The 25,270-nt window shown below is 67.1% G+C and carries 27 protein-coding genes and 1 pseudogene; 6 read left to right on the plus strand and 22 right to left on the minus strand.

Annotated elements, in window-relative coordinates; all coding sequences use genetic code 11:
* Positions 1–2 precede the first annotated feature (2 nt).
* From QE399_RS01445 to QE399_RS01470, 6 genes are all read left to right on the plus strand, one after another.
* Positions 3–554, plus strand: coding sequence for a penicillin-binding protein activator LpoB (locus tag QE399_RS01445; protein ID WP_309825570.1), 552 nt, complete (start codon positions 3–5; stop codon positions 552–554).
* A gap of 96 nt (positions 555–650) precedes the next feature.
* Positions 651–1,961, plus strand: coding sequence for a PelD GGDEF domain-containing protein (locus tag QE399_RS01450; protein ID WP_309825571.1), 1,311 nt, complete (start codon positions 651–653; stop codon positions 1,959–1,961).
* On the plus strand, positions 1,954–2,970 hold the full coding sequence (locus QE399_RS01455; protein ID WP_309825573.1) for a tetratricopeptide repeat protein: 1,017 nt from the start codon (positions 1,954–1,956) through the stop codon (positions 2,968–2,970). Before QE399_RS01450 ends, QE399_RS01455 begins: the two co-directional genes overlap by 8 nt.
* Positions 2,967–4,496: a GT4 family glycosyltransferase PelF gene (pelF, locus tag QE399_RS01460; RefSeq protein WP_309825574.1), complete on the plus strand. Its 1,530-nt coding sequence runs from the start codon at positions 2,967–2,969 to the stop codon at positions 4,494–4,496. The genes QE399_RS01455 and pelF overlap by 4 nt, the downstream gene beginning before the upstream one ends.
* Positions 4,496–5,869, plus strand: a complete 1,374-nt coding sequence (gene pelG / locus QE399_RS01465) for an exopolysaccharide Pel transporter PelG (RefSeq protein ID WP_309825575.1) — start codon at positions 4,496–4,498, stop codon at positions 5,867–5,869. Before pelF ends, pelG begins: the two co-directional genes overlap by 1 nt.
* Before the next feature lie 138 nt (positions 5,870–6,007).
* Complete coding sequence (locus tag QE399_RS01470) at positions 6,008–7,204, plus strand: spherulation-specific family 4 protein (protein ID WP_309825576.1); 1,197 nt, start codon at positions 6,008–6,010, stop codon at positions 7,202–7,204.
* Between the two features lie 132 nt (positions 7,205–7,336).
* Here the strand turns inward: QE399_RS01470 and hisA are convergent, their stop codons facing one another.
* The 22 genes and pseudogenes from hisA to QE399_RS01580 form a co-directional block, all read right to left on the minus strand.
* Positions 7,337–8,077 (minus strand): 1-(5-phosphoribosyl)-5-[(5-phosphoribosylamino)methylideneamino]imidazole-4-carboxamide isomerase, encoded by a 741-nt coding sequence (gene hisA, locus QE399_RS01475; protein WP_309825577.1) that lies wholly within the window; start codon positions 8,075–8,077, stop codon positions 7,337–7,339.
* 69 nt (positions 8,078–8,146) lie between these two features.
* Positions 8,147–8,815, minus strand: a complete 669-nt coding sequence (hisH, locus tag QE399_RS01480) for an imidazole glycerol phosphate synthase subunit HisH (RefSeq protein ID WP_309825578.1) — start codon at positions 8,813–8,815, stop codon at positions 8,147–8,149.
* 49 nt (positions 8,816–8,864) lie between these two features.
* Entirely contained in the window at positions 8,865–9,509 is a 645-nt protein-coding gene (gene hisB, locus QE399_RS01485) for an imidazoleglycerol-phosphate dehydratase HisB (RefSeq protein ID WP_309825579.1), read from the minus strand.
* Positions 9,506–10,631, minus strand: a pseudogene (gene hisC, locus QE399_RS01490) (histidinol-phosphate transaminase). Before hisC ends, hisB begins: the two are co-directional and overlap by 4 nt.
* Complete coding sequence (locus QE399_RS01495) at positions 10,628–11,080, minus strand: PIN domain-containing protein (protein ID WP_309825580.1); 453 nt, start codon at positions 11,078–11,080, stop codon at positions 10,628–10,630. The pseudogene hisC and the gene QE399_RS01495 overlap by 4 nt, the downstream one beginning before the upstream one ends.
* A gap of 12 nt (positions 11,081–11,092) precedes the next feature.
* The gene (locus QE399_RS01500; protein ID WP_309825581.1) at positions 11,093–11,317 is read right to left on the minus strand and encodes a CopG family transcriptional regulator; all 225 of its coding nucleotides are present in this window, start codon (positions 11,315–11,317) and stop codon (positions 11,093–11,095) included.
* 181 nt (positions 11,318–11,498) lie between these two features.
* On the minus strand, positions 11,499–12,761 hold the full coding sequence (locus QE399_RS01505) for a hypothetical protein (protein ID WP_309825582.1): 1,263 nt from the start codon (positions 12,759–12,761) through the stop codon (positions 11,499–11,501).
* 143 nt (positions 12,762–12,904) lie between these two features.
* Positions 12,905–14,224, minus strand: a complete 1,320-nt coding sequence (gene hisD / locus QE399_RS01510) for a histidinol dehydrogenase (RefSeq protein WP_309825583.1) — start codon at positions 14,222–14,224, stop codon at positions 12,905–12,907.
* 25 nt (positions 14,225–14,249) lie between these two features.
* Positions 14,250–14,897, minus strand: coding sequence for an ATP phosphoribosyltransferase (hisG, locus tag QE399_RS01515; RefSeq protein ID WP_405044054.1), 648 nt, complete (start codon positions 14,895–14,897; stop codon positions 14,250–14,252).
* Between the two features lie 60 nt (positions 14,898–14,957).
* Entirely contained in the window at positions 14,958–16,268 is a 1,311-nt protein-coding gene (murA, locus tag QE399_RS01520; RefSeq protein WP_309825585.1) for a UDP-N-acetylglucosamine 1-carboxyvinyltransferase, read from the minus strand.
* A gap of 96 nt (positions 16,269–16,364) precedes the next feature.
* Positions 16,365–16,613, minus strand: coding sequence for a BolA family protein (locus QE399_RS01525; protein WP_309825586.1), 249 nt, complete (start codon positions 16,611–16,613; stop codon positions 16,365–16,367).
* Between the two features lie 74 nt (positions 16,614–16,687).
* Complete coding sequence (locus QE399_RS01530; RefSeq protein WP_309825587.1) at positions 16,688–17,443, minus strand: ABC transporter permease; 756 nt, start codon at positions 17,441–17,443, stop codon at positions 16,688–16,690.
* Positions 17,440–18,417 carry an ABC transporter ATP-binding protein gene (locus tag QE399_RS01535; protein WP_309825588.1) on the minus strand — a complete coding sequence of 326 codons (978 nt, stop codon included), beginning with the start codon at positions 18,415–18,417 and terminating at the stop codon, positions 17,440–17,442. The genes QE399_RS01530 and QE399_RS01535 overlap by 4 nt, the downstream gene beginning before the upstream one ends.
* A 240-nt stretch (positions 18,418–18,657) precedes the next feature.
* A complete protein-coding gene (locus tag QE399_RS01540) occupies positions 18,658–18,927 on the minus strand; it encodes an STAS domain-containing protein (RefSeq protein ID WP_309825589.1) in 270 nt (89 codons plus the stop codon).
* Positions 18,928–18,946: 19 nt separating this feature from the next.
* A complete protein-coding gene (locus tag QE399_RS01545) occupies positions 18,947–19,603 on the minus strand; it encodes an MlaC/ttg2D family ABC transporter substrate-binding protein (RefSeq protein WP_309825590.1) in 657 nt (218 codons plus the stop codon).
* 142 nt (positions 19,604–19,745) lie between these two features.
* Positions 19,746–20,507, minus strand: coding sequence for an MlaA family lipoprotein (locus QE399_RS01550; protein ID WP_405043015.1), 762 nt, complete (start codon positions 20,505–20,507; stop codon positions 19,746–19,748).
* Complete coding sequence (gene mlaD / locus QE399_RS01555; RefSeq protein ID WP_309825591.1) at positions 20,504–20,983, minus strand: outer membrane lipid asymmetry maintenance protein MlaD; 480 nt, start codon at positions 20,981–20,983, stop codon at positions 20,504–20,506. The genes QE399_RS01550 and mlaD overlap by 4 nt, the downstream gene beginning before the upstream one ends.
* Positions 20,984–21,022: 39 nt before the next feature.
* Positions 21,023–21,805, minus strand: a complete 783-nt coding sequence (gene mlaE / locus QE399_RS01560; RefSeq protein WP_309825592.1) for a lipid asymmetry maintenance ABC transporter permease subunit MlaE — start codon at positions 21,803–21,805, stop codon at positions 21,023–21,025.
* Positions 21,802–22,650, minus strand: coding sequence for an ABC transporter ATP-binding protein (locus tag QE399_RS01565; protein WP_309825593.1), 849 nt, complete (start codon positions 22,648–22,650; stop codon positions 21,802–21,804). The genes mlaE and QE399_RS01565 overlap by 4 nt, the downstream gene beginning before the upstream one ends.
* A gap of 134 nt (positions 22,651–22,784) precedes the next feature.
* A complete protein-coding gene (locus QE399_RS01570) occupies positions 22,785–23,588 on the minus strand; it encodes an amino acid ABC transporter ATP-binding protein (RefSeq protein ID WP_309825594.1) in 804 nt (267 codons plus the stop codon).
* Positions 23,569–24,222 carry an amino acid ABC transporter permease gene (locus QE399_RS01575; RefSeq protein WP_309825595.1) on the minus strand — a complete coding sequence of 218 codons (654 nt, stop codon included), beginning with the start codon at positions 24,220–24,222 and terminating at the stop codon, positions 23,569–23,571. Before QE399_RS01575 ends, QE399_RS01570 begins: the two co-directional genes overlap by 20 nt.
* A gap of 175 nt (positions 24,223–24,397) precedes the next feature.
* The gene (locus QE399_RS01580; protein ID WP_309825596.1) at positions 24,398–25,201 is read right to left on the minus strand and encodes an amino acid ABC transporter substrate-binding protein; all 804 of its coding nucleotides are present in this window, start codon (positions 25,199–25,201) and stop codon (positions 24,398–24,400) included.
* Positions 25,202–25,270: the final 69 nt, after the last annotated feature.

A 25,270-nucleotide genomic window follows, 5' to 3' on the forward strand; every position in this document is an offset into this window, starting at 1 on the left:
CCATGCTTCACCGCCGCAAACTCCTGCAGGGCCTGAAAACCATCGCCGCCGGCAGCGCCCTCGTGTGGCTGGCCGCCTGCTCCACCATCGACCGGGGCCAGGCACCGGCGCTGCAGCGCGATGCCTCCTGGGTGGTGCTGCCGTTCGCCAACCACACCGAGACGCCGTTGGCCGGCAACCGTGCCGAAGCCATCGCCGAGGCCCTGCTGCATGCCAAGGGCGTGGGCCGCGTCCAGCGCTACCCCGCCGGCACGCAGCAAGAGGCTCTGTTCGATGCCGGCGACACCAAGCGGCAGCAGGAAGCCCTGTCCTGGGCGCGCGAGAAGCAGGCCCAGTACGCCCTCACGGGCTCCGTGGACGAATGGCGCTACAAGGTGGGCGTGGATGGGGAACCCGCTGCCGGCGTGACGCTGCAGATCGTCGAGGTGTCCAGCGGCAACGTGCTGTGGAGCGGCGCCGGCGGCAAGAGCGGCTGGAGCCGCGAAGCCCTCTCCGCGGTGGCGCAAAAGCTCATCCGTGATCTGCTCGATGGCGGCCTTGCCGGCGTGCGCTGACCTTGGCGAACATGTCGACCGAAACGGCCCCCGTCCGCAGCCCGCCGGCGTTCCGTTGGCGCCCAGCGCCCGGTGGAGAAGAAGGCCGCCAGGCACTTGCCCGTCAATCTGCTGGGCAAGCTGGCGGACACCGGCACGCGCCCCGCCGTCATGCTGGCGGAGATGGTGCTCCTGCCGCTGATCGCGATCGGCATGGGACTGCTGTGGAACCCCGAGGACCCGCTGTGGAGCCAGGCGCGCTTTCCCTGGTCATGGCTGGCACCGGTCATTCTGGCGCTGCGCTACGGCCCTCTGGCAGGCCTCGGTGGGGCCTGCGTGCTGCTGGCCAGCTGGCTCGCCATCAACTTCGGGCACTACGACGCCTTTCCGCAGATCTTCTTTCTGGGCGGGCTGATCCTGGTGATGCTGGTGGGCGAGTTCTCCAGCCTCTGGCAGGCACGCACCCGCCGGGCAGAGAACGTGCAGCTGTACCTGGACCAGCGACTGGAGCACCTGGTGCGGCAGTACTACCTGCTGCGCCTCTCGCACGACCGGCTGGAGCAGGAGCTCATCGGCCGGCCCATGTCCATGCGCGACGCGCTCTCCACCCTGCAGAGCATCGGCCGTCCCGGCCAGGATCCGCAGGAAGGCGCGCAGATCCTGCTGCGCCTGCTGGCGCAGTACTGCCAGCTGGAGTCGGCAGCCCTCTACGCCGTGGAAGGCGAAGAGCCCAGCACCGAGCCTGTCGCGCGCATCGGCAATGCGACGGCGCTGACCGCGTCCGATCCACTCCTGCAGCAGGCCATCGAAACGCGCAAGCTCTGCCACATTAGCCAGGCCCTGGCGCACGAACAAAGCAGCCGCTACCTGGCCGTAGCGCCGCTGCTGGACCTGGGTGGCGAAATCTATGGCGTGCTGGTCATCGATGAAATGCCCTTTTTCTCGCTGCAGGACGAGAACCTGCAGACGATCAACCTGCTGCTCGGGTACTACACCGATGGCCTGGCCGTTCAGGCCCTGTCGCAGCCCATCCTGGAGCAGCTGCCCGACTGCCCGCCCGACTTCGCCTTCGAGGCACAGCGACTGGCCCACATCCACCAGTCCACCAAGCTGCCCAGCGTGATCGTGGCCCTGGAGTTCCTGCCCCGGGCCGTAGCCGAAGGGTTGCCAGGACAGATCCAGCGGCTCAAGCGCGCGCTCGACGAGGACTGGCTCATCGAAGGCCCGCAACGGCACGTGCTGGCGATGCTCATGCCGCTGGGCGACGGCTCCACCGCCGAGGGTTACATCAACCGCCTGGAAACCTGGTCGCAGCAGCGGACGGGTCAGCCTCTGGAAGAGGCCGGCATTTTCCCGCGCGTGATCTCTCTGGACAGCGATACCCCGCTGGCCCTTCTGCAACGTCTGCACGCCATGGCCCATGCTTAACCTGAAGTTCGGCCTCTCCGCGCTGGCGCTGGAAATCGGCGCCTGGTCCGGCCCTCTGCTCCTGCAGGGCCGGGGAGACGCCGCGCTGGCCAGCTATCTTCTGGTGCACGCCCTCGCCTGCCTGATGCTGTCGCTGTTCCTGCTGCCGCTGCTGTCGGGCGAGCAGGCCAAGCCGCGCCTGCCCGTGCTGGGCCTGATGGCCGCATTCAGCTATGCCGTGCCGCTGGCCGGTTTTGTCGGCGTGCTGGTGGGCGTCATCGTGCTGCGCGTCTACCGCTCGCCTGCCGGCCAGAGCGACTTCGAATCGCTGCAACTGCCCGAGTTCGACCTGCACCAGCGCCGCCAGGGCAACTTTCGCCAGGCGGGTCTGCGTTCGTTCCTGGGCAACAGCCACGCACCGATGCAGACCCGCATGCGTGCGATGGTCGCACTGCAGTATGTGTCCGGCCGCATCGCCTCGCCGCTGCTGCGCAGCGTGCTCAGCGACCCGAGCGAAGACCTCCGGCTGCTGGCCTACGGCATGCTGGACACGCTGGAAAAGCGCATCAACCGCACCATCGATACGGAAATGGACGCGCTGCGTACGGCGCGCCAACAGGAGGGTGACGCCACCCCCGGCCCGCTCACCATCGAGTCCGCGCACCGCCTGTCCGACCTGTACTGGGAACTGGTCTACCAGGAACTGGTGCAGGGCGACCTGCGCGACTATGCGATCCGCGAGTCCCTGCGCTACTGCGAACTGGTGCTGCAGTACCGCCCCGACAATGCCCAGCTGAACCTGCGCCAGGGCCGTCTTCTGCACGAGATCGGCCGCCCCGACGAAGCCGCCGCCGCCTACGTGCGGGCGCGCGAACGGGGCCTGCCCGCCACGCGCGTGCTGCCCTACCAGGCTGAACTGTGCTTCGAGCGCAAGGACTTCGCGCAGGCACGCGCCTTGGTGCAGGAGCTGGGCGGCTGGACGGCGTTGCCGCGGCTGCGCCCCATCGTCGATTACTGGAGCGCCCGATGAGCTTCCCCCGGGCCGCCGAGGCCGACATCGCGCTGTTGCTCGAAGGTACCTTTCCCTATGTGAGCGGTGGCGTGTCCAGCTGGATCAACCAGGTGATCCGCGCTTACCCCGAATACCGCTTTGCCATCGTGTTCCTGGGCAGCCGGCGCGAGGACTACACCAAGTTCAAGTACGAGCTGCCTGCCAACGTCGTGCACTACGAGGAGTACTTCCTCTACGAGAACCTGAACGCCGAGGCGCAGCCGGTGGCGCGCGACGGGGACGAGGCCGCTTTCCAGATGGTGCTGGATCTGGTGGAAGCGTTCCGCAGCGGCGACCGCGAGCGCGCCATGCAGGCCTCGCGCGACGTCACCCGCGCCATGCAACCAGGCGGTACGCTGCAGCTGGACGACTTCCTCTACAGCAAGCGGGCCTGGAAGATCATCTGCGACAGCTACCGCGAACATTGCACCGACCCGTCGTTCGTCGACTACTTCTGGACCGTGCGCATCATGTTCCAGCCGCTGTGGATGCTGGCCCGCGTGGCGCAGCAGCTGCTCCGGGTGCGCATGGTGCATTGCGCGTCCACAGGGTACGCAGGCTTCCTGGGCGCACTGATCGAACAGGCCCGCGGCACGCCGCTGGTGCTGTCCGAGCACGGCATCTACACCAAGGAACGCAAGATCGATCTGTTCAAGAGCGAGTGGATCCGCGACAACCGCAACATCTTCCAGCGGGACCCGACCGAGCTGTCGTACTTCCGCCAGATGTGGATCCATTTCTTCGAATGGATGGGGCAGTTCTGCTATGCCTCGGCCGATCCCATCATCGCGCTGTACGAGGCCAACCGGCAGCGGCAGATCGCCGACGGCGCCCGGCCCGAACGCACGCAGAACATTCCCAACGGCATCCAGCTGTCGCGCTTCGCGGCGCTGCGCACGCAGCGCCCGCCCGAAGTGCCGCCCGTGCTGTGCCTGATCGGCCGCGTGGTACCCATCAAGGACATCAAGACCTTCATCCGCGCCATGCGCCGCGTGGTCAACCAGCTGCCCACCGCCGAAGGCTGGATCGCGGGCCCCACCGAAGAAGACCCTGCCTACGCCGAGGAATGCGGCAACCTGGTGCGCAGCCTGGGCCTGGAGCAGCACATCCGCTTCCTGGGATTTCAGCGCGTCGAGGACCTGATGCCGCGCATCGGCCTGGTCGTCCTCTCCTCCATCAGCGAGGCGCTGCCGCTGGTGCTGCTGGAGGGCTACGCGGCGGGCGTTCCTACCGTGACCACGGACGTGGGCTCCTGCCGGCAGCTGGTGGAAGGTCTGGACGAGGAAGACAAGGCGCTGGGCCACTCCGGCAAGGTCGTGCCCATCGCCGATCCGCAGCAATTGGCCGATGCCTCGCTGTCGCTCCTCAAGGATCCGCAGGCCTGGCATGCTGCCAGCCGCGCGGCGATCGCCCGCGTAGAGCGCTACTACACCGACACGATGATGTTCGACCGCTACCGCAAGGTGTACGAGGCAGCGTTCCAGAAAACGGAGGGCCCCCGCTGATGGCCGGCATTGGATTCGAACTGCGGCGCATGCTGCGCAAGGACACGCTGGCCAGCCTGGTGCAGGCCTATGCCTATGCCGGTGTCATCGGCTCGGGGCCGTGGGTGTTCTCCATCGTGGGCATCCTGCTCATCGGTATCTTCAGCGCCAGCGTGGTGGTGCCAGCCTTCCTGGTGACGCAGTTCCAGACTTCTGTGACCTACATGGTCGCCGGCAGCCTGATCCTTACCGGACTGGTGCAGCTGGCCTTCACCCGCTTCGTCTCGGACCGCCTGTTCGAGAAGCGCAAGGACCTCATCCTGCCCAACCTGCACGGGCTGCTGCTCATCGTCACGCTCGCCGCCGGCGTGCTGGGCACGCTGGCGCTGTTCCTGCTGCTGCCCAACCTCGGGATCCTGTACCGCATGCTGATGCTGGCCGGTTTCACCCTGATGTGCGATGTGTGGGTGTTGACCATCCTGCTGTCGGGCATGAAGCGCTACAAGGCCATCGTGGCGCTGTTCGGGCTGGCCTACGCGCTCATCGTGGTGAGCGCGCTGCTGATGCGCCCGTGGGGGCTGGAGGGGCTCCTCGGTGGCTTCGTGCTGGGCAACTACGTGCTGCTGGCCGGCATGTGGATCCTCGTGGTGCGGGAGTTCAACCCCCAGGGCCGGCTGATCGCTTTCGACTTCGGGCAGCGCAAGCTGCTGTACCCCACGCTGGTCGCCATCGGCTTCCTCTACAACTTCGGGGTCTGGATCGACAAGTTCATGTTCTGGTACTTCCCGCCGACCTCGCAGGCCATCATCGGCGGGCTGCGCGCCTCGCTGATCTACGACCTGCCGGTGTTCCTGGCGTACCTGTCGATCATCCCGGGCATGGCCGTGTTCCTGGTGCGCATCGAGACGGACTTCGTCGAGTACTACGACAAGTTCTACGACGCGGTGCGCAGCGGCGGCTCGCTGGAGTACATCGAGGCCATGCGCGACGAAATGGTCTATTCCATCAAGCAGGGCCTGGCGGAGATCGGCAAGATCCAGACGCTGGCCGTGCTTGTTACCTTCGTGGCCGGGCCGGCGCTGCTGAGCACGCTGGGCATCTCGCGGCTGTACCTGCCGTTGCTGCACGTGCAGGTGATCGGCGCCGGCCTGCAGGTGGGGCTGATGGCCATCCTGAACGTGTTCTTCTACCTCGACCAGCGGCGCATCGTGCTGTTCCTGTGCCTGGAGTTCGTGGTGCTGAACATCGTGCTCACCGGATTCACCCTGCATGCGGGGGCGGCGCTGTACGGCTACGGCTTCGCGCTCGCCACGCTGGTCACGCTGTGCACCGGGCTGCTGCTGCTGTCCAAACAGCTCAGCCGGCTGGAGTACGAGACCTTCATGCTCCAGTAAGGAAAGCCGCCCTTCAGCGCAGGGCGCACTGAAAGCGCTGCGCGCATCGCCGGGGTAACCGCAGCTGCGGGGCGCGTGGCGGCACGCCCCCGGCTGCATGACAATCGGCACCTGCTCCCCCACTTTGCCCGTGCCGCCATGTCCCAGTCTTCGACCCGTGCCCCCGCCCGCTGGGCCCGCCTTGCCTTGGCGGCGCTGCTGACTGCCTGCGGTGGCGGCGGGGGATCGGGCGATGGGGCACCGCCCGGCCCCGGCGGCAGCAGTGGCGGCGGCGGCGTGTCGGTCAGCTTCAGTGCGCCGCAGGCGCAAGACGTTTTCTCCACCAGCGAGCCGCTGACACTGACCGCGCGCGTGACCGTCAACGGCGCCGCGGTGGCCGACGGCACGCCCGTGCGCTTCTCTTCCGCGCCCGGTCCGTTCGCTGCCACGGGCACCACCCAGGACGGCTGGGCTAGCGCCACGCTCAGCGGCGCCACGGCCGGCCGGCAGGAACTGAACGCCACGGCGACCGTGTCCGGCCAGACGGCGACGGCGGCGCGGGTGGTCTACCTGCGGCCCGCCCCCCGCCCCCTGGCCCTGCTGGTACCGGCCTACATCTATCCGTCTGCATCCGGCTCCGCGTGGGACCGGTTGGCGGCCAGCGCTGCCAGCACCCCAGGCGTGCAGCTGACAGCCATCATGAACCCCACCAACGGCGTGTTCACCAGCGCCGATGCGAACTATGCGCGCGCAGCCGGCCGCCTGGTGGCCGCGGGCGGACGGGTGCTGGGCTATGTGCATACCCGCTATGGGTCGGGGGAGCGGACGCTGGCGCAGGTCCAGGCCAATGTCGACGCCTATCTGGCGCTGTACGGCCGCGGTGTCATCAGCGGGTTCTTCATCGACGAGATGTCCTCGGACCCGTCGCGTCTGCCCTTCTTCCGCACTCTGTTCGATCACATCAAAGGCCGCGACGCCAGCCTGCATGTCGTGGGCAACCCGGGCGCCGTGCCTGCCGCGGCCTACGCGGAGGTGGCGGACGTGCTGGTGACCCTGGAGGCTGGCAATGCCGGCTTCCAGGACTACGATCCGCGGTCCACGCCGTGGCTGTATTCCCAGCCGAATGCGCGCCTGGCCGCGCTGGTGCACAACGTGGGGGGCTGCGCGGCCATGCAGACGGCGGTGCGGCAGGCCGCGACGGCACGCAACCACCTGGGCATGCTGTACGTCACCGACCAGGAGTACGACCCCGTCACGCGCACCGGCAACCCCTGGGGCGCCCTGCCCGCGTACTGGAACGGCCTGGTACTGGCCGTGGACGCCGCCAACCGGGGCGTGCCGCCCCCGGCCTGCTGACCCACTTCGGCCCGCCTCGCGGGCATGAAAAAAGCGCCGGCATCTTTGCAGGCGCTTCTTCGTGGCGGTGTCCTGGACTGCCGCCGGAAACGGCAACGGCCGGGAGTCAGGCCTCGCCCAGGAGGCTCTCGCTCAAATCGCCAGCTCGTCCGCGCGCGCCTGGGCGGCTGCGAAGTCGAGGTCGCCCGAATAGATCGCGCGGCCGCAGATCACGCCTTCGACGCCTTCGCTCTCCACGGCGCACAGCTGCTCGATGTCGGCCATGCTGCCCAGACCGCCCGAGGCGATCACGGGAATGGTCAGGGCCTGCGCCAGCTTGACCGTGGCATCGATGTTGATGCCCGACAGCATGCCGTCCCGGCCGATGTCGGTGTAGATGATGGACTCGACGCCCCAGTCCTCGAACTTCTTGGCCAGGTCGACCACCTCGTGGCCGGTGAGCTTGCTCCAGCCGTCCGTGGCGACCTTGCCGTCCTTGGCATCCAGGCCCACGATGATGTGGCCGCCGAAGGCGCTGCAGGCGTCCTTGAGGAAGCCGGGGTTCTTCACCGCGGCCGTGCCGATGATCACGTAGCGCAGGCCGCCGTCGATGTACTTCTCGATGGTGTCCAGGTCGCGGATGCCCCCGCCCAGCTGCACGGGAATGTCGTCGCCCACTTCCTTCAGGATGGCCTTGATGGCGCTGTAGTTCTTGGGCACGCCCGCAAAGGCCCCGTTCAGGTCCACCAGGTGCAGGCGGCGCGCGCCCGCATCGACCCAGCGGCGCGCCATGGCGGCCGGGTCTTCACCGAAGGTGGTTGACTGTTCCATGTCACCTTGCTTGAGGCGCACGCAGTGGCCGTCCTTGAGGTCGATGGCGGGGATGAGCAACATGATGGAAGGGCTGGCAGAGGTGCCGATGCGCAGACCCGGAGGCGGGCCCGCTGGGTTGATGAAAAGAGATCAGGGATTCCAGTGCAGGAAGTTGCGGTACAGCGCCAGGCCGTGCTCCGCGCTCTTCTCCGGGTGGAACTGGGTGGCGAAAATATTACCGCGTGCGACGGCCGCTGCGAAGGCCCCGCCGTAATCCGCCTCGCCCGCGCAGTGCGCTGCATCGCGCGGGCGGGCGTAGAAGCTGTGTACGAAGTAGAAATAGCTGTCTTCCGGAATGCCGGCCCAGACGGGGTGGGCCGCGCCGCCGTGGCGCATCTGGCGCACCCGGTTCCAGCCCATCTGCGGCACCTTGTAGCGGCTGCCGTCGGGCTGCAGGCGGCCGGCCAGGTCGAACTTGAGCACCTCGCCGTGGATCAGCCCCAGGCCGGGGGTGTCGCCCTCGGCGCTGTGGTCCAGCAGCATCTGCATGCCCACGCACACGCCGAACAGCGGCTTGGAGGCGGCCGCCTCCAGCACCGACTGCTGCAGGCCGGACTCGCGCAGTTCGCGCATACAGTCGGGCATGGCGCCCTGCCCCGGCAGCACCACGCGCTCGGCGGCGCGCACGTCCTCGGGGCGCGAGGTGACGACCACCTCGAAGCCGCTGCCGGCCGCTGCGGCCTGCACCGCCTGCGACACCGAGCGCAGGTTGCCCATGCCGTAATCCACGACCGCGACGGTCTTTGCTTCACTATTCATAGCTGCTTGCGCAATCAGGATAAGCGCTGGAGGCCTAAAAGGCTTGAAATCAGAGAGAACCCTTGGTGGACGGGATCACGCCGGCCGAGCGCGGATCGCGCTCCAGGGCGAAGCGCAGGGCGCGCGCGAAGGCCTTGAAGATGGTCTCGCACTGGTGGTGGGCATTGAAGCCCTTGAGGTTGTCGATGTGCAGCGTCACGCCGGCGTGGTTCACGAAGCCCTGGAAGAACTCGTAGACCAGCTGCGTGTCCAGCTGGCCGATGCTGCCAGCCGTGAACTTCACGTCCATGTGCAGGCCCGGGCGGCCGGAGAAGTCGATCACCACGCGGCTCAGGGCCTCGTCCAGCGGCACATACGCATGGCCGTAGCGGCGGATGCCCTTCTTGTCGCCCACGGCCCGCGCGAAGGCCTGGCCCAGGGTGATGCCGATGTCTTCCACCGTATGGTGGCCGTCGATGTGCAGGTCGCCCTCGCAATCGATGTCCAGGTCGATCAGGCCGTGGCGGGCGATCTGGTCGAGCATGTGGTCCAGGAAGCCGATGCCCGAGTGCAGCCGGGCGGTGCCCGTGCCGTCCAGGTTGACGCGCACGGTGATGCGGGTCTCGGCCGTGTTGCGGGCCACTTCGGCCGTGCGGTCGGCGATGGCAGCCGGGGCCTCGGACGAAGAAGAGGGAACGAGTGCGGAGGAGGTCATAGGGAAGCCTGGAGCGCGGAAAGCATCTGGGCGTTGTCTGCCGCGTTGCCCACCGTCAGGCGCAGGCATTGGGGCCAGCAATGGGTGCATTGTAGAAACGTTCTTGACGAGGACCTTGCGGTCCTTCATGCCCTGGAAGGTCTTTGCGGCATCGGGCACGCGCACCAGGACCATGTTGGCCTCGCTGTCCCAGACCTGCACGATGCCGGGCAGGGCCCGCAGCGCAGCCAGCAGCGCGGTGCGCTCGGCGCGCAGCTCGTCCGCCTGGGCGGCGAACACGTCGGCATGCTCCAGCGCGAAGAGCGCGGCCTCGCAGTTGAGCACGCTCACGTTGTAGGGCGGGCGCACCTTGTCGATCTCGTTCACCAGCGCGGCCGGCCCGATGAGGTAGCCCAGGCGCACGCCCGCCAGCCCGAACTTGCTCAGCGTGCGCATCAGCAGCACGTGGCCGTTGCGCGCGGGCTCGGCCCGCATGCGCGTGATCCAGCTGCGGCTGGCGAAGGGCTGGTAGGCCTCGTCCATTACCACAATGCCGCCCTGCGCGCCCACGGCGTCGACAATGCGCTGCACCACGGCTTCGTCCCACAGCGTGGCCGTGGGGTTGTTGGGGTAGGCGATGTAGGTGATGGCGGGCCGGTGCTCGGCGATGGCGGCCAGCATGGCGGCTTCGTCCAGCTCGAAGTCCGCGGTGAGCGGCACGCCGACGAAGTCCAGCCCCTGCAGTTGCGCGGAGAGCGGGTACATCACGAAGCCCGGCATGGGCGCCAGCATAGTGGCGCGCTGGCCCTCCTGCGGCTGGGCGCAGGCCAGGGCCAGCAGGGTGATGATCTCGTCCGAGCCGTTGCCCAGCACCACGGCATGGCCCTCGGGCGCACCGGCATAGGCGGCCAGCGCGGCTTTCAGATCGTTCTGGCGCGCGCCCGGGTAGCGGTTGATGGGCAGCGCCGCCAGCCGGGCGCCCAGGGCCTGCTGCAGGTCCGCGGGCAGGTTGAACGGGTTCTCCATCGCGTCCATCTTCAGGTAGCCCGTGGCATCGGCCACCGGGTAGGCGTGCATGGCGCGCACGTCGGGGCGGATGCGCTGGAGCGCGTTGGCAACAGCGGAAGTGGCAGGCGCAGTCATTCGGCAGTGTCCAGTTCTTCAGGCGTCACGAGAAACGGGTTGATGGGGCGCACGGCGTCCAGCATCTGGTCGTGCGGCAAGGCTTCGGTCAGCAGATAGCGACAGCCCTGCTGGTGCGCGGACGAGAGGATGAGCGCATCCCAATAGCTCAGGCCGTAGCGGTCCTGCAGATCCCAGGCGCCATCGACGGTGTAGGCATCCAGGTGCGGCGGCAGCCATACGCGCAGGCGGCGCACCTGGGAGCGCACCCGCGACAGCACCTGCGGGCCCTTGAAGCGCTGGATGGCCTGGTTGTAGAGCTCGTTCAACACCTGCGAGCTGACCCGCCCGCTGCGCGTCTGCCAGCAGAAGCTGAGCCATTCCTGCGCACGCGCCTGGCGCACCGGGTCGCGCTCGTCCACGCTGGCGAGCAGGATTTCGGTATCGACAAAGATCGGGGTCGTCGCCATGGGCCTGCCGCTTCAGCGCTCGAACAGCGTGTTGCGTGGCACGTAGGGGCCGCTCGATGCGCCCCAGGTCTCGAAGCTCAGCGCCTCGCGCATGGCCTGGGCGTAGGCGTCTTCCTGGCGCATCTTCTCCGCCATCCATTCACCGAGCAGGCGCGACACACTGCTGCCGCGCTTGGCCGCTTCCACGCGCACCCACTCGGCAACCGTGTCGTCCATGGTGATGGTGACGTTCTTCATGGAGAAAAGTTTACACGAAGTTCGTGGAACACGAGGCTCGTGCAGCTCTGGGATTGATTTCTTACTGAGTTCGTTTGAGTTTGGCTATCTGCGTGTCTTGAGCACGAATCGTTTCCCTCAACTGAAGGTTTTCTCCCTGCAATTTACGATGGCCTCTCTCATTTCCTGAATCTGCTTGGACTCATCCCCTGGCCGATTTTTTTGACTTTTTTTCCCGTCGCACCTCCTCAGCTGCTGTCGACAGCGCTTGCAGGTTGACTCCCGACCCCAACGGCACTCGGGCCGCACGGCGCTCATTGATCACATCGGGCGGAACGTTCACGCAAGCGCCCCAGAACGCATCCATACGCTCCCACAGCCGGGACATGAATCGGATGCCATCGAATTCACCCGCAGAGTTCAAGTACTCCGTCGCGACCGCGCCGTTCCCTCTAAAGTCTTGTGCAATCACCTGCGTGTGCGCCTGCTGAAAACCACCTGCTCCATGAATGAGCTTGTTGCGCATGCAGTTGCACAGTTTGGCGAAGTCGTCCTCCACCGCGAGCAGTGCTGCGGTTGTTTTCTCGTTGAGTTCGAACACCTCGTCTAACGCCTCGATGCACGCCATCGTCATCAGGAAGCTGACCTCAACGTAGGTTGGCAGGGCCTTGCCCGCGAGGTACATCTTCAAGGGCTCATACCAACTTGCAAAATCCTGCGCCTTGGCGCTCAGGAAACCGAGAAACACGCTCTGCGCCAGGCCCTCGTTGCCGCGCCGTACCATCGGAAAGTGCGCTCGGCAAGGCTTCGCGACGCCGCCATACAAACGCAGTGTGCTGCCCTCGACCTCCAGCACCCTGTTCATCACCCCGCCTTGTAAGAGGCTCCACGCGGCATGCAGGCGCCTTTCCTGGAAGAAGAAGTTGCCGACGCTGTAGAACCGCACCATCTTCCCCGCGCTGTCTTGCGCAACATGAATGCCGTCCAACAAGCCATCGGCATGCAACGGCGGCATGACCATGTGGAAGGCACCGCTGTCCTGGTAGACCACCTGATACGGCATGCGCGGGTCGATCGCGGTGGAGCCACTCAACACCACGCGGTGTTCCGACGGAATCAAGACGATGCGTGCAAACCTGGCATCCTTTAAAAAATCCTCATCCTTCGTCCATTCCGGCGTCGCATCCCACAACACAAGCTCATCCAGTCGGAATTCGATAGGCGCTGACCGCTCGGACGCGCGCCCCCGCAGCGTGCATGCGCGCAGCGCGAACGACACTTCTTCTGCGTTCAGCCATCGCGCGTGCATCGCATGGGTCGTAGGCAGCTCGGCCTCCACGCGCAGCGTCCGCGCATCCAACGTGAACGACACCTGCGCCGGCGGGACGCCCTCCCATCGGTCCACGAACAGTTGGCCCAAGCCGTCCAACGGGCCCAAACAGAATTCCACGTGGTCTTCGATCATCGGCTTCTCTCGGCGAAAGGGATGGGGCCATATCCTGCTGTGTTGACTTGCGCTGCGCAATCAAAAAGCCGCCCCGTCGCGAAACAGGGCGGCTCTGGTGTGCGCAGCAGCGCAGCGGACGGACAGGAAGCGCTAGCGCGCGCTTATGACTTCAGCCGCATCTCCGCCGCACGCGCATGGGCCTGCAGGCCCTCGCCGTGCGCCAGCACGCTGGCGATCTGGCCCAGGGTCTGCGCGCCCTGCTCGCTCACTTCGATCAGGCTGCTGCGCTTTTGGAAGTCGTACACGCCCAGGGGCGAGCTGAAGCGCGCCGTGCCGCTGGTCGGCAGCACGTGGTTGGGACCGGCGCAGTAGTCGCCCAGGCTCTCGGAGGTGAAGGCGCCCAGGAAGATCGCGCCGGCGTGGCGCAGCAGCGGCTCCCAGCGGTGCGGGTCGCGGCTGGACACTTCCAGATGCTCCGGCGCGATGCGGTTGCTGATGGCACAGGCCTCTTCCATGTTCTTGGTGAGGATCAGCGCGCCGCGGCCCGTGAGGCTCTTGGCGATGATCTCGGCGCGCGGCATCTCGGGCAGCAGGCGGTCGATGGCGGCCTGCACGGCGTCGAGGTAGGCGGCGTCCGGGCACAGCAGGATGGACTGGGCCAGCTCGTCGTGCTCGGCCTGGCTGAACAGGTCCATGGCCACCCAGTCGGGCGGCGTGGTGCCGTCGGCCAGCACCAGGATCTCGCTGGGGCCGGCGATCATGTCGATGCCCACCGTGCCGAACACGCGCTTCTTGGCGCTGGCCACATAGGCGTTGCCCGGGCCGGTGATCTTGTCCACCTTGGGCACCGTCGCCGTGCCATAGGCCAGTGCGGCCACGGCCTGCGCGCCGCCGATGGTGAAGGCGCGGCTCACGCCGGCCACGTAGGCTGCGGCCAGCACCAGCGGGTTCTTGGCGCCCTGCGGCGTGGGCACGACCATGATGATGTCCTGCACGCCCGCCACATGCGCGGGGATGGCGTTCATCAGCACGCTGGACGGGTACGCCGCCTTGCCACCGGGCACATAAATGCCCACGCGGTCCAGCGGCGTGACCTTCTGGCCCAGCAGCGTGCCGTCTTCGTCGCGGTAGCTCCAGCTCTCGCCGGAGGCACGCTTTTGCGCCTCGTGGTACAGCCGCACGCGCCGCGCTGCCGCTTCCAGCGCCGAGCGCTGCGCGGCAGGCAGGCCGTCGAAGGCGGCCTTCAGCTCGTCCTGCGACAGCTCCAGCCCGGCAACGGACGCGGCATGCAGGCCGTCGAAGCGCTGGGTGTACTCCAGCACGGCGGCATCGCCACGGCTTTGCACGTCGGCCAGGATGTCGGCCACGCGCTGCTCGATGGCGGCGTCGGTGTCGGCGGACCAGTGCAGGCGGGCTGCGAAATCAGCCTCGAAACTGGCTGCAGCGGTTGACAGACGGGCGGGAGCAGCTACCAAAGTCATAGTATCGGCCGGTGGAAAGGGTCGGTCAGTCCTGCTCGGCCGGAATGGCCGAGGCGAAGGCGTCGATGATGCGGCGCAGCGGCTCCCGCTTGAGCTTGAGCGCGGCCTGGTTGACCACCAGGTGCGAGCTGATGTCCATGATGCGCTCGACCTCCACCAGGTGGTTGGCGCGCAGCGTGTTGCCGGTGGAGACCAGGTCGACGATGGCATCGGCCAGGCCGGTGAGCGGCGCCAGCTCCATGCTGCCGTAGAGCTTGATCAGGTCCACGTGCACGCCCTTGGTGGCGAAGAAATCGCGGGCGATGGCCGTGTACTTGGTGGCCACCTTCAGGCGCGAGCCCTGCTTGACGGCGCGGGCATAGTCGAAGTCATCGCGCACGGCCACGCTGACGCGGCACTTGGCGATCTGCAGGTCCAGCGGCTGGTACAGGCCCTGGGCGCCGTGCTCGATGAGCGTGTCCTTGCCCGTCACGCCCAGGTCAGCGCCGCCATACTGCACATAGGTGGGCACGTCGGTGGCGCGCACCAGCACCACGCGCACGTCCGGCTGGTTGGTGGGCAGGATGAGCTTGCGCGACTTCTCGGGGTCTTCCAGCACCTCGATGCCTGCGGCGGCCAGCAGCGGAAGGGTTTCGTCGAAGATGCGGCCCTTCGACAGGGCCAGGGTAATCATGGTCATTTTTTCAGTTGCTCCATCCACCATTTCGGCGGCGCCGGCGCGCAGGGGAATGCTTCAAGCCACCCGCTCGATATCGGCGCCCAGCCCACGCAGCTTGGCTTCCATGCAGTCGTAGCCGCGGTCCAGATGGTAGATGCGGTCCACCACCGTCTCGCCTTCGGCCACCAGGCCGGCGATGACCAGACTGGCCGAAGCGCGCAGGTCGGTGGCCATGACGGTGGCACCGGACAGGCGCTCCACGCCCTGCGTCACCGCCACCTTGCCGTCGGTCTGGATCTGGGCGCCCAGGCGCACCAGTTCGTTCACATGCATGAAGCGATTTTCGAAGATGGTTTCCGTCACCTTCGCCGGGCCCTGGGCCACGGCATTCAGCGCCATGAACTGCGCCTGCATGTCGGTGGGAAATCCGGGGTACTCGGTGGTGCGGAAGCCCTGCGCCTTCAGCTGTGCCGCGCCCGGGCTCTGGATGCGGATGCCGGCATCGTCGGTCCACACCTCGGCGCCGGCCTCGCGCAGCTTGTCGATCACGGCGTCCAGGTGATCGGCCCGGCCGTGGCGCAGCAGCGCCGAACCACCCGTCGCGGCCACGGCGCACAGGAAGGTGCCGGCCTCGATGCGGTCGGCCACCACGCGGTGCGTGCAGCCGTTCAGGCGCTCCACGCCCTGGATGCGGATGCGGCTGGTGCCGTGACCTTCGATCTTGGCGCCCATCTTGATGAGCATCTCGGCCAGGTCGGTGATCTCGGGCTCCTGCGCCGCGTTCTCCAGCACGGTCTCGCCCTCGGCCAGGGCGGCGGCCATGAGGAAGTTCTCGGTGCCGGTCACGGTGACCATGTCGGTGGTGATGCGGGCGCCGCGCAGGCGCGGGCGGCTGCCGTCGGCGCGTACAGGCAGCTTGGCGATCATGTAGCCGTGCTCGACCACGATCTCGGCGCCCATGGCCGCCAGGCCCTTGATGTGCTGGTCCACCGGGCGCGAACCGATGGCGCAGCCGCCGGGCAGCGAGACCGTCGCCTCGCCGAAGCGCGCCAGCAGCGGGCCCAGCGCCAGCACCGAGGCACGCATGGTCTTGACCAGCTCGTACGGCGCCTCGGGCGTGTTCAGGCCGCCCGCGTCGATGCGCACGGTGCCCGCGCCTTCCGGTGCCTCGCAGCCGTTGCTGCCGTGCTGTTCCACCGCCACGCCCATGTTGCGGATCAGGGTGAGCATGGTGGCCACGTCCTGCAGGCGCGGCACGTTCAGCAGCGTCACGGGCTCTGCCGTGAGCAGTGCGGCGCACAGTTCGGGCAGCGCGGCATTCTTGGCACCGGAGATCGGCACCTCGCCCTGCAGCGTGCGTCCGCCGCGAATCAGGAGTTTGTCCATGCGTGTCGTTCAGTCCCAGCGGACTTCAAGTCAAAAACGGCTCTGGCGCTTATCCATCAAGCGCCAGCAGCTATCAAATTAATAAAAGACGCAGCCTCAGCCGGCAGCGCCCTGGGCGGCCCACTCCAGCGGGCTGAAGGTCTTCATGGAGAGCGCATGCACCTCGTCGGTCTGCATGCGGTTGCCCAGCGTGGCGTAGACCAGCCGCTGGCGCTGCACCAGCCGCTTGCCCTCGAACTCGGCCGAGACGATGGTCGCGTACCAGTGACGGCCATCGCCTTCGAGCGCGATGTGCTCGCACGGCAGGCCGGTGCTGATGAGGTGCTTGAGTTCGTCGGCGGTCATGTCAGTGGTTCAGGTGGGGGAAAGATGGCTGGCCGCGGCCTGCGCCGCCAACGGCCTGGGCGCGGGCAGGCACGTCAGCTTCTGATCTTGTAGCCCGTGCGCAGCAGGTGGACGGCCAGCGCGCTCACCGCCAGCCAGGCCGATCCGACGATCGCCAGGCTCAGCCAGGGCGAGGTGTCGCTCTGTCCGAAGAACCCGTAGCGGAAGCCGTCGATCATGTAGAAGAACGGGTTGAGGTGGCTCACCGTCTGCCAGAAAGGCGGCAGCGACTGGATGGAATAGAACACGCCCGACAGGAAGGTCATGGGCACGATGACGAAGTTCTGGAACGCCGCCATCTGGTCGAACTTGTCGGCCCACAGCCCGGCGATCAGGCCCAGCGTGGCGAGCAGCGCAGCCCCCAGGAAAGCGAACACCAGAATCCACAGCGGCGCCGCGAACTCCGGCCGCGCGAAGGCCAGCGTGACCACGAACACGCCCAGGCCCACGGCCAGCCCGCGCACGATGGACGAGCCCACATAGGCCAGGAACCAGGCCGAGTGCGACAGCGGCGTCAGCAGCACGAACACCAGGCTGCCCATGATCTTGCTCTGGATCAGGCTGGACGAGCTGTTGGCGAACGCGTTCTGCAGCACGCTCATCATCACCAGGCCAGGCACCAGGAAGGCGGTGTAGCTGATGCGGTCGTAGACCTTGACGTGGTCTTCCAGCACGTGGCCGAAGATCAGCAGGTAGAGCACGGCGGTGAGCACCGGCGCGGCGACGGTCTGGAAGCTCACCTTCCAAAACCGCAGCACTTCCTTGTAGAAGAGGGTCTGCCAGCCGGTCACAGTCGCACCCCGCCTTCGGCCGTTTCCTCGGGACCATCGGCCGGCGCGGGGCCGGCAGCCGGGTCGGGGTAGCTCGATCCGGCCATCACGCTGAGGAACACGTCCTCCAGATCGGCACGGCGGATCTCCACGTCCTGCACGCGCACCCCGGCGGCGCGCAGCGCGGCAAGGTAGCGCTCGATGTCGTCAGCCTGCTGGGCCGGCAGCTGCACCACGCGGCCGGTGACGCGGGCGATGGCGGCCACGTCGAAGGGCAGCGCATCGTCGGTCTTGAAGCGCAGCACGTTGGTCGACGCGGCCTGCAGCAGTTCGGAGGTAGTGGACAACGCCACCATGCGGCCCCGCTTGAGCATGGCGATGCGGTTGCACAGCGCCTCGGCCTCTTCGAGGTAATGGGTGGTCAGCAGCACCGTGTGCCCTTCCTTGTTCAGGCGGGCCACGAAGTGCCACAGCGTCTGGCGCAGCTCCACGTCCACGCCGGCGGTGGGTTCGTCCAGCACGATGATGGGCGGCTTGTGCACCAGGGCCTGGGCCACCAGCACGCGGCGCTTCATGCCGCCGGACAGCTGGCGCATGTTGGACGTGGCCTTGTCGGCCAGGCCCAGGCTCTCCAGCAGCTCGTCGATCCAGGCGTCGTTGTTCTTCACGCCGAAGTAGCCGGACTGGATGCGCAGCGCCTCGCGCACGTTGAAGAACGGATCGAACACCAGTTCCTGCGGCACCACGCCGAGCTTGCGGCGGGCATCGGCAAAGTGGCTCTGCACGTCGCTGCCCTGGACCAGTACACGACCGCTGCTGGCGCGCGCCAGGCCGGCAAGGATGCTGATGAGGGTGGTCTTGCCGGCGCCGTTGGGGCCGAGCAGGCCGAAGAACTCGCCCTCCTCGATGTCCAGGCTGACGTTGTCGAGCGCCTGGAAGGGCCCCTTGGGCGTGGAAAACGTCTTGGAGACGGACTGGAAGGAGACTGCGGGCATGGGAATGGTCGATTTTACGGCGTCGCGCCGCGAGGCGCCGCCGCTGGGCGTGGAACCCGGGCCCGGGGGGCATCAAGAGAGAGTAGAGAGTCCGCCCAGTGCAGTGAAGAAGGCAGCGCGAAAGCCCGTCTGGCTGGTCCGCCCACAGCGGGCCGGTTCCGCAGCCGGTACGAGCGGCGAGCAGTGAGACCGCCCATCAGACCGGCGTCACCATGCCGCTCTACCGTTCACCTTTCGGCGTCAGGCCGCTGGCAGCAGCTCCTGCACGCCATACAGCCCTGCCAGCGTGGCGAGCGACGCCGGCAAGGCCTTCACGGAAAAGCTCTTGCCTTCGGAGAGTGCGGCACGGCGGCATTCCAGCAGCACCGCCAGCGCCGACGAATCGAAAGCCGTGAGCGCACCGGCGTCCACCACCAGCTGGGGATCACGGTGCGCCTTGAGCCCCTGCAGGAGCATGCGCAGGCTCGCGCTGGCCTGCTGGTGCGTCAGTTCGGAAGGGAGGACCAGCATGGCAGCCGCGCGTGCCGGATCAGCTGGCCTTGCCGCCGCTGCCGGCGTTGGCCTTGTTGCGGGCCGCCAGCGCTTCGATCAAGCCATCCACGCCCTTGGCGTTGATCTCCTGCGCGAACTGGCTGCGGTAGGTATCGACCAGCCACACGCCCATCACGTTCAGGTTGTAGATCTTCCAGCCCGCGCCTTCGCCGGGCGTCTTCTCCAGGCGGTAGTCAAGCTGGATGGGGTCGCCACGGCCCAGGATTTCGGTGCGCACCAGCACGTCCTTGTCCTGCGGCTGGGCACGCAGCGGCTTCACGTTGATGCTGACGTTGGTGTTGACCTGGTTCAGCGCGCCCGAGTACGTGCGCACCAGCAACGTCTTGAACTCTTCCTGCAGGCGCCCCTGCTGCTCGGGGGTGGCCTGGCGCCAGCCGGGGCCGACCGCCGCAGCCGTCATGCGGCGGAAGTTCACGTGCGGCAGGATGTCGCGGTCCACCAGCGAGATCACGCGGTTGATGTCGCCAGCCTTCAGGTTCTTGTCGGTGCGGATTTTCTCCAGCACATCCGCCGACAGCCGCTTGACAAGGGCGTCGGGCGCTTCGTCGGCGGCCAGGGCCGACAGGGGCAGGCCCAGCCAGGCCACAGCGGTTGCGCAAAGGGCCGCATGGCCCAGGGTACGTCGATTCATCATTGTCTTGGGTCCTTCGTTGGATGTGCGGGCATCCGCATCAGTCCATTGTGGTGGGGTCCGGCCGGCGCTTCGCGTCGCTTCGGTACCCACATGCAAGCAACTGCAACCCCGCGGCGTGTCTGCCGACAGGCGGGGCCGCCTTTTACTCGTCTTCGCGGGGAAGTTGTCCTGCGCCGCTGTCGTAGTCTTCGTCGTTCTGCAGGCGGCCGCTCGCGCCCTGCTGGCTGCGGTACTGCAGGAAGGCATCGCGCGTGAAGCTGTACTTGTCGAGCGACGCCGTTTCCAGCACCGAGCCGGCACCCAGCAGGCCGGCCCGTTTGTCGACGATGCGCAGGGCGTACAGCTGGTTGCGGGCGGAAACGGGATCCACCTCGCGCAGCAGGTTGCCGTAGGTCTCCACCGGCAGGGCCGCGGTGTCCCGGACCGTGGATGGCCCGAGCAAAGGCAGCACCAGGTACGGGCCCGTAGGGACGCCCCAGTGGCCCAGCGTCAGGCCGAAGTCCTGCTTGTGGCGGTCGATGTCCATCTCGGAGGCGATATCGAGCACGCCGCCCAGGCCGAACACGGTGTTCACGTTGAAGCGCACGAAGCTTTCGTACGCTTCCAGGCCCTTGAACTGCAGCAGGTTGTTGACGAACGACCAGGCATCGCCCAGGTTGGCGAAGAAGTTGGTCACGCCGGTGCGCACGAAGCTGGGCGTGACGTCACGGTACGCCGTGGCGACGGGCTTGAGCACCACGTCATCGACCTTGTCGTTGAAGGTGGTCATGCCCCGGTTGTAGGGCTCGAACGGATCGTTCGGGTTGGCGTTCGGTCCCGTGGCACAGCCTGCCAGCATCAGGGCCGCAGCCACTACCGTCGCCCGCACGCCCCACGCCCTCTGGTTCATCGTTGTGTTTTTCATTTCTTGTTTCCTCCGGAACCACCCTCTTCGGCCTTGCCGTAGAGGAACTGGCCGATCAGGTTTTCCAGCACCACGGCGGACTGGGTCGCGGTCACGACGTCGCCTTCGGCCAGATTCTTTTCATCCGCCCCCGCCTCGACGCCCACGTACTGATCGCCCAGCAGGCCGCTGGTCAGGATCTTGAAGGAGCTGTCCTTGGGGAAGGCAAAGCGCTTTTCCAGCTCCAGCGACACGCTGGCCTGGAAGGTCTTGTCGTCGAAGGTGATGGATTTCACGCGTCCGACCACCACGCCCGCGCTGCGCACGGCCGCCTTGGGCTTCAGGCCGCCGATGTTGTCGAAGCGGGCCGTGATCTGGTAGCCGGTCTGGAAGTTCAGGTTGAGCAGGTTGGCGGACTGCAGCGCCAGGAAAATCAGCGCGGCGCCGCCCAGCAGGACGAACAGTCCCACCCAGATGTCGTTCTTGGAATGCTGCATGGTGATCCTTCTTGCTTGTGGCGCCTGCGTCGGCCCCACTCAAATACTGAACATCAGGGCCGTGAGGACGAAGTCCAGGCCCAGCACGGTGAGCGATGCCATCACCACGGTGCGCGTCGTGGCGCGCGAGACGCCTTCGGGCGTGGGCTTGGCCACGAAACCCTGCAGCACGGCGATGAAGGTCACGGCCACGCCGAAGACCACGCTCTTGACGACGCCGTTGCCCACGTCCTTCCAGACGTCGACCCCGCTCTGCATCGCACCCCAGAAGGCGCCCGCATCCACGCCGATGAGCAGCACGCCCACGATCCAGCCGCCGATGACACCGACCGCACTGAACACCGCGGCCAGCAGCGGCATGGCGATCACGCCGGCCCAGAAGCGGGGGGCGAGTATGCGGCGCACCGGATCGACGGCCATCATCTCCATGGCCGACAGTTGCTCGCCGGCCCGCATGAGGCCGATCTCCGCGGTGAGCGACGTGCCGGCGCGGCCTGCGAAGAGCAGCGCCGTGACGACGGGGCCGAGTTCGCGCACCAGCCCCAGCGTGACCACCAGCCCCAGCGCGTTGGCCGAACCGTACATCTGCAGCACGTTGTAGCCCTGCAGGGCCAGCACGAAGCCGACGAACAGGCCGGACATGGCGATGATCGACAGCGAATAGTTGCCCAGGAAATGCACCTGGTCGCGCACCAGGCCCGGGCGCTGGAACACCGGCCCGAAGAGTGCCACCAGGCGGCCGAAGAGGCGCGCACCCAGACCCAGATCGGCCAGCTTGCTGCGCACCGCGTAACCCACGTGGGAAGGACGCCACCAGCTCATGGTCGGCCTCCTGCGGCCTGGGACGGCACACCGCCGACGGGACCGAAGTCGTCCGCCACGGACGGGCCTGCGTAATGGAAGGGCACGGGGCCGGTGGGCAGCGCATGCACGAACTGGTGCACCAGCGGATCCGTGCTGGCACGCACCTCGGCGGGAGTGCCCTGGGCTGCCACCACGCCATCGCCCAGGATGACGACATGGTCTGCCAGGTTGAAGGTTTCCTCCAGATCGTGCGACACGATGATGGTGGTGAGCCCCATGGCGTCGTTGAGCTGGCGGATCAGCTGGGCCGCAGTGCCCAGGGAGATCGGATCGAGCCCGGCGAAGGGCTCGTCGTACATGATGAGCTCCGGGTCCAGCGCCACGGCACGGGCCAGCGCCACACGGCGGGCCATCCCGCCGGAAATCTGGCTGGGCATCAGGTCGCGCGCACCGCGCAGGCCGACGGCGTGCAGCTTCATGAGCACGATGTCGCGCACCAGCTCTTCGGCCAGATCGGTGTGCTCACGCAGCGGAAAGGCCACGTTCTCGAACACGCTCATGTCGGTGAACAGTGCACCGAACTGGAACAGCATGCCCATGCGCCGGCGCGCGGCATACAGCTGCTGCGCGTCCATGCGGCCCACGTCCTGCCCGTCGAACAGGACTTCACCCTGCTGGGCCTTCTGCTGGCCGCCGAGCAGGCGCAGCACGGTGGTCTTGCCACCGCCGGAGGCGCCCATGAGCGCGGTGACCTTGCCGCGCGGCACCTGCAGCGACACGTCGCGCAGGATCGTGCGCTCGCCATACCCGAAGGTGACGTTGCGCAGCTCGGCGAAAGAAGGGGTGTGTGGTGGGGAATCCATGGAAGCAGGGAAAGCCGGTAGAACACCGGCCCGTCGGATGATAAGGGATAGCCCCTACCTCCCCACGCCCCCCATTGGGATGGTATTTGGAAACACTGTGTTTTTATCGATGGGCCGCGCGCGCCCGCGCCGCTTCACAGCATGTGGTGCAGGAAGGCGCGGCTGCGCTCGTGGGCCGGCTGGGCGAAGAACTCGGCCGCGGGGCGGGACTCGATGAGCTCGCCGCCGTCCATGAAGGCCACCGTGTGGGCCACCTCGCGGGCGAAGCCCATCTCGTGCGTGACCACCAGCATGGTCATGTGTTCTTCGGCCAGCTCGCGCATGGTGCGCAGCACCTCGCCCGTCAGCTCCGGATCGAGCGCGGAGGTCGGCTCGTCGAACAGCATGATGTCGGGCTCCATGGCCAGGGCCCGGGCGATGGCCACCCGCTGCTTCTGGCCGCCCGACAGGCGCGACGGATAGCTGTTGCGCTTGTCCGCCAGGCCCACCTTGGCCAGCAGCACCTCGGCACGGGCGATCGCGGCCTCGCGCGGCACGCCCTGCACCACCATCGGCGCTTCGATGATGTTCTGCAGCACCGTCAGGTGCGGGAACAGATTGAAGTGCTGGAACACCATGCCCATCTTGCGGCAGATGCGGCGCACCTCGGCATCCGGCGCGTACGTGCTGCGGCCCACCGCACCCGTGGCCGCGAGCACCTCGCCTTCGATGGCGATGTGGCCGGCGTCGATGGTCTCCAGGTGGTTGAGGCAGCGCAGGAAGGTGCTCTTGCCCGAGCCCGACGGGCCGATGACGGCCGCCACCTCGCCCTTGCGCAGCTGCAGCGTCACGCCGCGCAGCACCTCGGTGCCGCCGAAGGCCTTGCGGATGCCGCGCGCGTCGATCATCGGCACGGCGGTGGCCGCGGGCGATGGCGCGTCACTCGTCGTGTTTGGCATAGCGTTTCTCCAGGCGCTGGAAGCCCCAGGTCAGCACCAGGGTCATGATGAGATAGAAGGCGGCGGCGACGATGAACGGCGTGGTCGTGAAGTCGCGCTGCACGATGCCGCGCGCGGCGCGCAGCAGGTCGTTGAGCGCCAGCACGTAGATCAGCGAGGTGTCCTTGACCAGCGTGATGGTCTCGTTGCTCATGGGCGGCAGGATGCGGCGCACCATCTGCGGCAGCACGATGCGGCGCATGGTCTGGCCGTAGGTCATGCCCAGCACCTTGGCGCCCTCGTACTGGCCGCGGTCGATGGACTGGATGCCGGCGCGGAAGATCTCGGCGAAGTACGCCGCGTAGTTGAGCGCAAAGGCCACCACCGCGGCCGGAAAGTCCGGCAGCCGCACGCCGATGACCGGCACGAAGGGCAGCGCGAAGTAGATGAACAGCATCTGCAGCATGAGCGGCGTGCCGCGCATGAGCCAGATGTAGCCGTTCACCAGCCCCGACAGCAGGCCGAACCGCGAGACGCGCACGAGCGCCAGCACCAGCCCCAGCGGCACCGCCAGCGCCAGCGTGATGGCAAAGAGCTTCAGCGTGACCGTCGCGCCCTGCGCCAGCGGCCCCAGAAGGGAAAGAACGTAATCCATGCAGTCAGAACAGTTCAGCTATTGCACGACGCACAGCGTATGCAACTGGCGCGGCCCAGATCAGGGGACGCCGCGCAAGGGCCGCCCCGCCGCGCTGGCGTCGTCCCCCTTCCCGCATCGCGCAGCGATGCGAGAGAAGGGGGAAGCGGCAAAGCCGCTCAGGGGGTTGCCCCCATCACTTCAAGATGTTCTTGCCAAACCACTGCTCGGCGATCTTGGCGGCCGAGCCGTCCTGCTTCATCTCGCCCAGCGCCTTGTCCAGCTTGCCCAGCAGTTCGGCGTCGTCCTTGCGCACGCCCACGCCATAGTCTTCGGTGCCGAAGTGCTCGTCCAGCACGGCGTAGTCCTGCGGCTTCTTGGCGACGTAGTAGCGGCCCACGACTTCATCGACCACCACGGCCTGCAGGCGGCCGGTGGACACGTCCATCAGCGCGGCCACGTTGTCGCCGAAGGTCTTGAATTCCTTGAACGACTTGAACACGGCGTCTTCCTTCTTGACCGCGTCCACGGCGCTGGAACCTTCCTGCGCACCCACCACCTTGCCGGCCAGATCGGCCTTGGTCTTGATGGCGCTGCTGGCGGCCACCACCACGATCTGGTGGTTCTCCATGTAGGGCGCGGTGAAGCCGATGTTCTGCTTGCGCTCTTCGGTGATGGTCAGGCCGTTCCACAGCGCATCCACGCGCTTGCCGGACAGCTCGGCCTCCTTGGCGCTCCAGTCGATGGGCTTGAACTCGACCTCCACGCCCATGCGCTTGGCCGCCTCGCGGGCCATGTCGATATCGAAGCCGACGATCTCGTTCTTCTCGTTGCGAAAGCCCATCGGCGGGAAGTTGTCGTCCAGGCCCACCACGATCTTGGTGGCGGCGGCCGGTGCCGGCGTGGCGGCCGTGCCGGACGACGATGCGTTTTCGTTCTTGCCACAGGCGGCAAGCAGAACGCCCACGGAAACCAGGGCGATGGCAGCGATCTTTTTCATGACTCTCGAAGGTCCAAAAGCAAAAAACAGCGCGTGCCGGCCAGCGTCTGCGGCTGGCGGGACACGCGC

Source organism: Paracidovorax wautersii (genome assembly GCF_031453675.1).
In the GTDB taxonomy this organism is placed as follows: Bacteria; Pseudomonadota; Gammaproteobacteria; order Burkholderiales; family Burkholderiaceae_C; genus Paracidovorax.

Bases quoted from the DNA above. Each gene is read 5' to 3' on its own strand.
- hisB (WP_309825579.1), bottom strand. From the start codon at position 9,509: ATGACCTCCTCCGCACTCGTTCCCTCTTCTTCGTCCGAGGCCCCGGCT.
- murA (WP_309825585.1), bottom strand. From the start codon at position 16,268: ATGGACAAACTCCTGATTCGCGGCGGACGCACGCTGCAGGGCGAGGTG.
- hisD (WP_309825583.1), bottom strand. From the start codon at position 14,224: ATGACTTTGGTAGCTGCTCCCGCCCGTCTGTCAACCGCTGCAGCCAGT.
- mlaE (WP_309825592.1), bottom strand. From the start codon at position 21,805: ATGAGCTGGTGGCGTCCTTCCCACGTGGGTTACGCGGTGCGCAGCAAG.
- QE399_RS01535 (WP_309825588.1), bottom strand. From the start codon at position 18,417: ATGCCCGCAGTCTCCTTCCAGTCCGTCTCCAAGACGTTTTCCACGCCC.
- QE399_RS01445 (WP_309825570.1), top strand. From the start codon at position 3: ATGCTTCACCGCCGCAAACTCCTGCAGGGCCTGAAAACCATCGCCGCC.
- QE399_RS01540 (WP_309825589.1), bottom strand. From the start codon at position 18,927: ATGCTGGTCCTCCCTTCCGAACTGACGCACCAGCAGGCCAGCGCGAGC.
- QE399_RS01525 (WP_309825586.1), bottom strand. From the start codon at position 16,613: ATGACCGCCGACGAACTCAAGCACCTCATCAGCACCGGCCTGCCGTGC.
- pelG (WP_309825575.1), top strand. From the start codon at position 4,496: ATGGCCGGCATTGGATTCGAACTGCGGCGCATGCTGCGCAAGGACACG.
- QE399_RS01545 (WP_309825590.1), bottom strand. From the start codon at position 19,603: ATGATGAATCGACGTACCCTGGGCCATGCGGCCCTTTGCGCAACCGCT.
- QE399_RS01500 (WP_309825581.1), bottom strand. From the start codon at position 11,317: ATGAAGAACGTCACCATCACCATGGACGACACGGTTGCCGAGTGGGTG.
- hisH (WP_309825578.1), bottom strand. From the start codon at position 8,815: ATGAATAGTGAAGCAAAGACCGTCGCGGTCGTGGATTACGGCATGGGC.
- QE399_RS01580 (WP_309825596.1), bottom strand. From the start codon at position 25,201: ATGAAAAAGATCGCTGCCATCGCCCTGGTTTCCGTGGGCGTTCTGCTT.
- pelF (WP_309825574.1), top strand. From the start codon at position 2,967: ATGAGCTTCCCCCGGGCCGCCGAGGCCGACATCGCGCTGTTGCTCGAA.
- mlaD (WP_309825591.1), bottom strand. From the start codon at position 20,983: ATGCAGCATTCCAAGAACGACATCTGGGTGGGACTGTTCGTCCTGCTG.
- hisG (WP_405044054.1), bottom strand. From the start codon at position 14,897: ATGATTACCCTGGCCCTGTCGAAGGGCCGCATCTTCGACGAAACCCTT.
- QE399_RS01565 (WP_309825593.1), bottom strand. From the start codon at position 22,650: ATGGATTCCCCACCACACACCCCTTCTTTCGCCGAGCTGCGCAACGTC.
- QE399_RS01455 (WP_309825573.1), top strand. From the start codon at position 1,954: ATGCTTAACCTGAAGTTCGGCCTCTCCGCGCTGGCGCTGGAAATCGGC.
- QE399_RS01575 (WP_309825595.1), bottom strand. From the start codon at position 24,222: ATGGATTACGTTCTTTCCCTTCTGGGGCCGCTGGCGCAGGGCGCGACG.
- QE399_RS01550 (WP_405043015.1), bottom strand. From the start codon at position 20,507: ATGAAAAACACAACGATGAACCAGAGGGCGTGGGGCGTGCGGGCGACG.
- hisA (WP_309825577.1), bottom strand. From the start codon at position 8,077: ATGTTGCTCATCCCCGCCATCGACCTCAAGGACGGCCACTGCGTGCGC.
- QE399_RS01495 (WP_309825580.1), bottom strand. From the start codon at position 11,080: ATGGCGACGACCCCGATCTTTGTCGATACCGAAATCCTGCTCGCCAGC.
- QE399_RS01570 (WP_309825594.1), bottom strand. From the start codon at position 23,588: ATGCCAAACACGACGAGTGACGCGCCATCGCCCGCGGCCACCGCCGTG.
- QE399_RS01505 (WP_309825582.1), bottom strand. From the start codon at position 12,761: ATGATCGAAGACCACGTGGAATTCTGTTTGGGCCCGTTGGACGGCTTG.
- QE399_RS01470 (WP_309825576.1), top strand. From the start codon at position 6,008: ATGTCCCAGTCTTCGACCCGTGCCCCCGCCCGCTGGGCCCGCCTTGCC.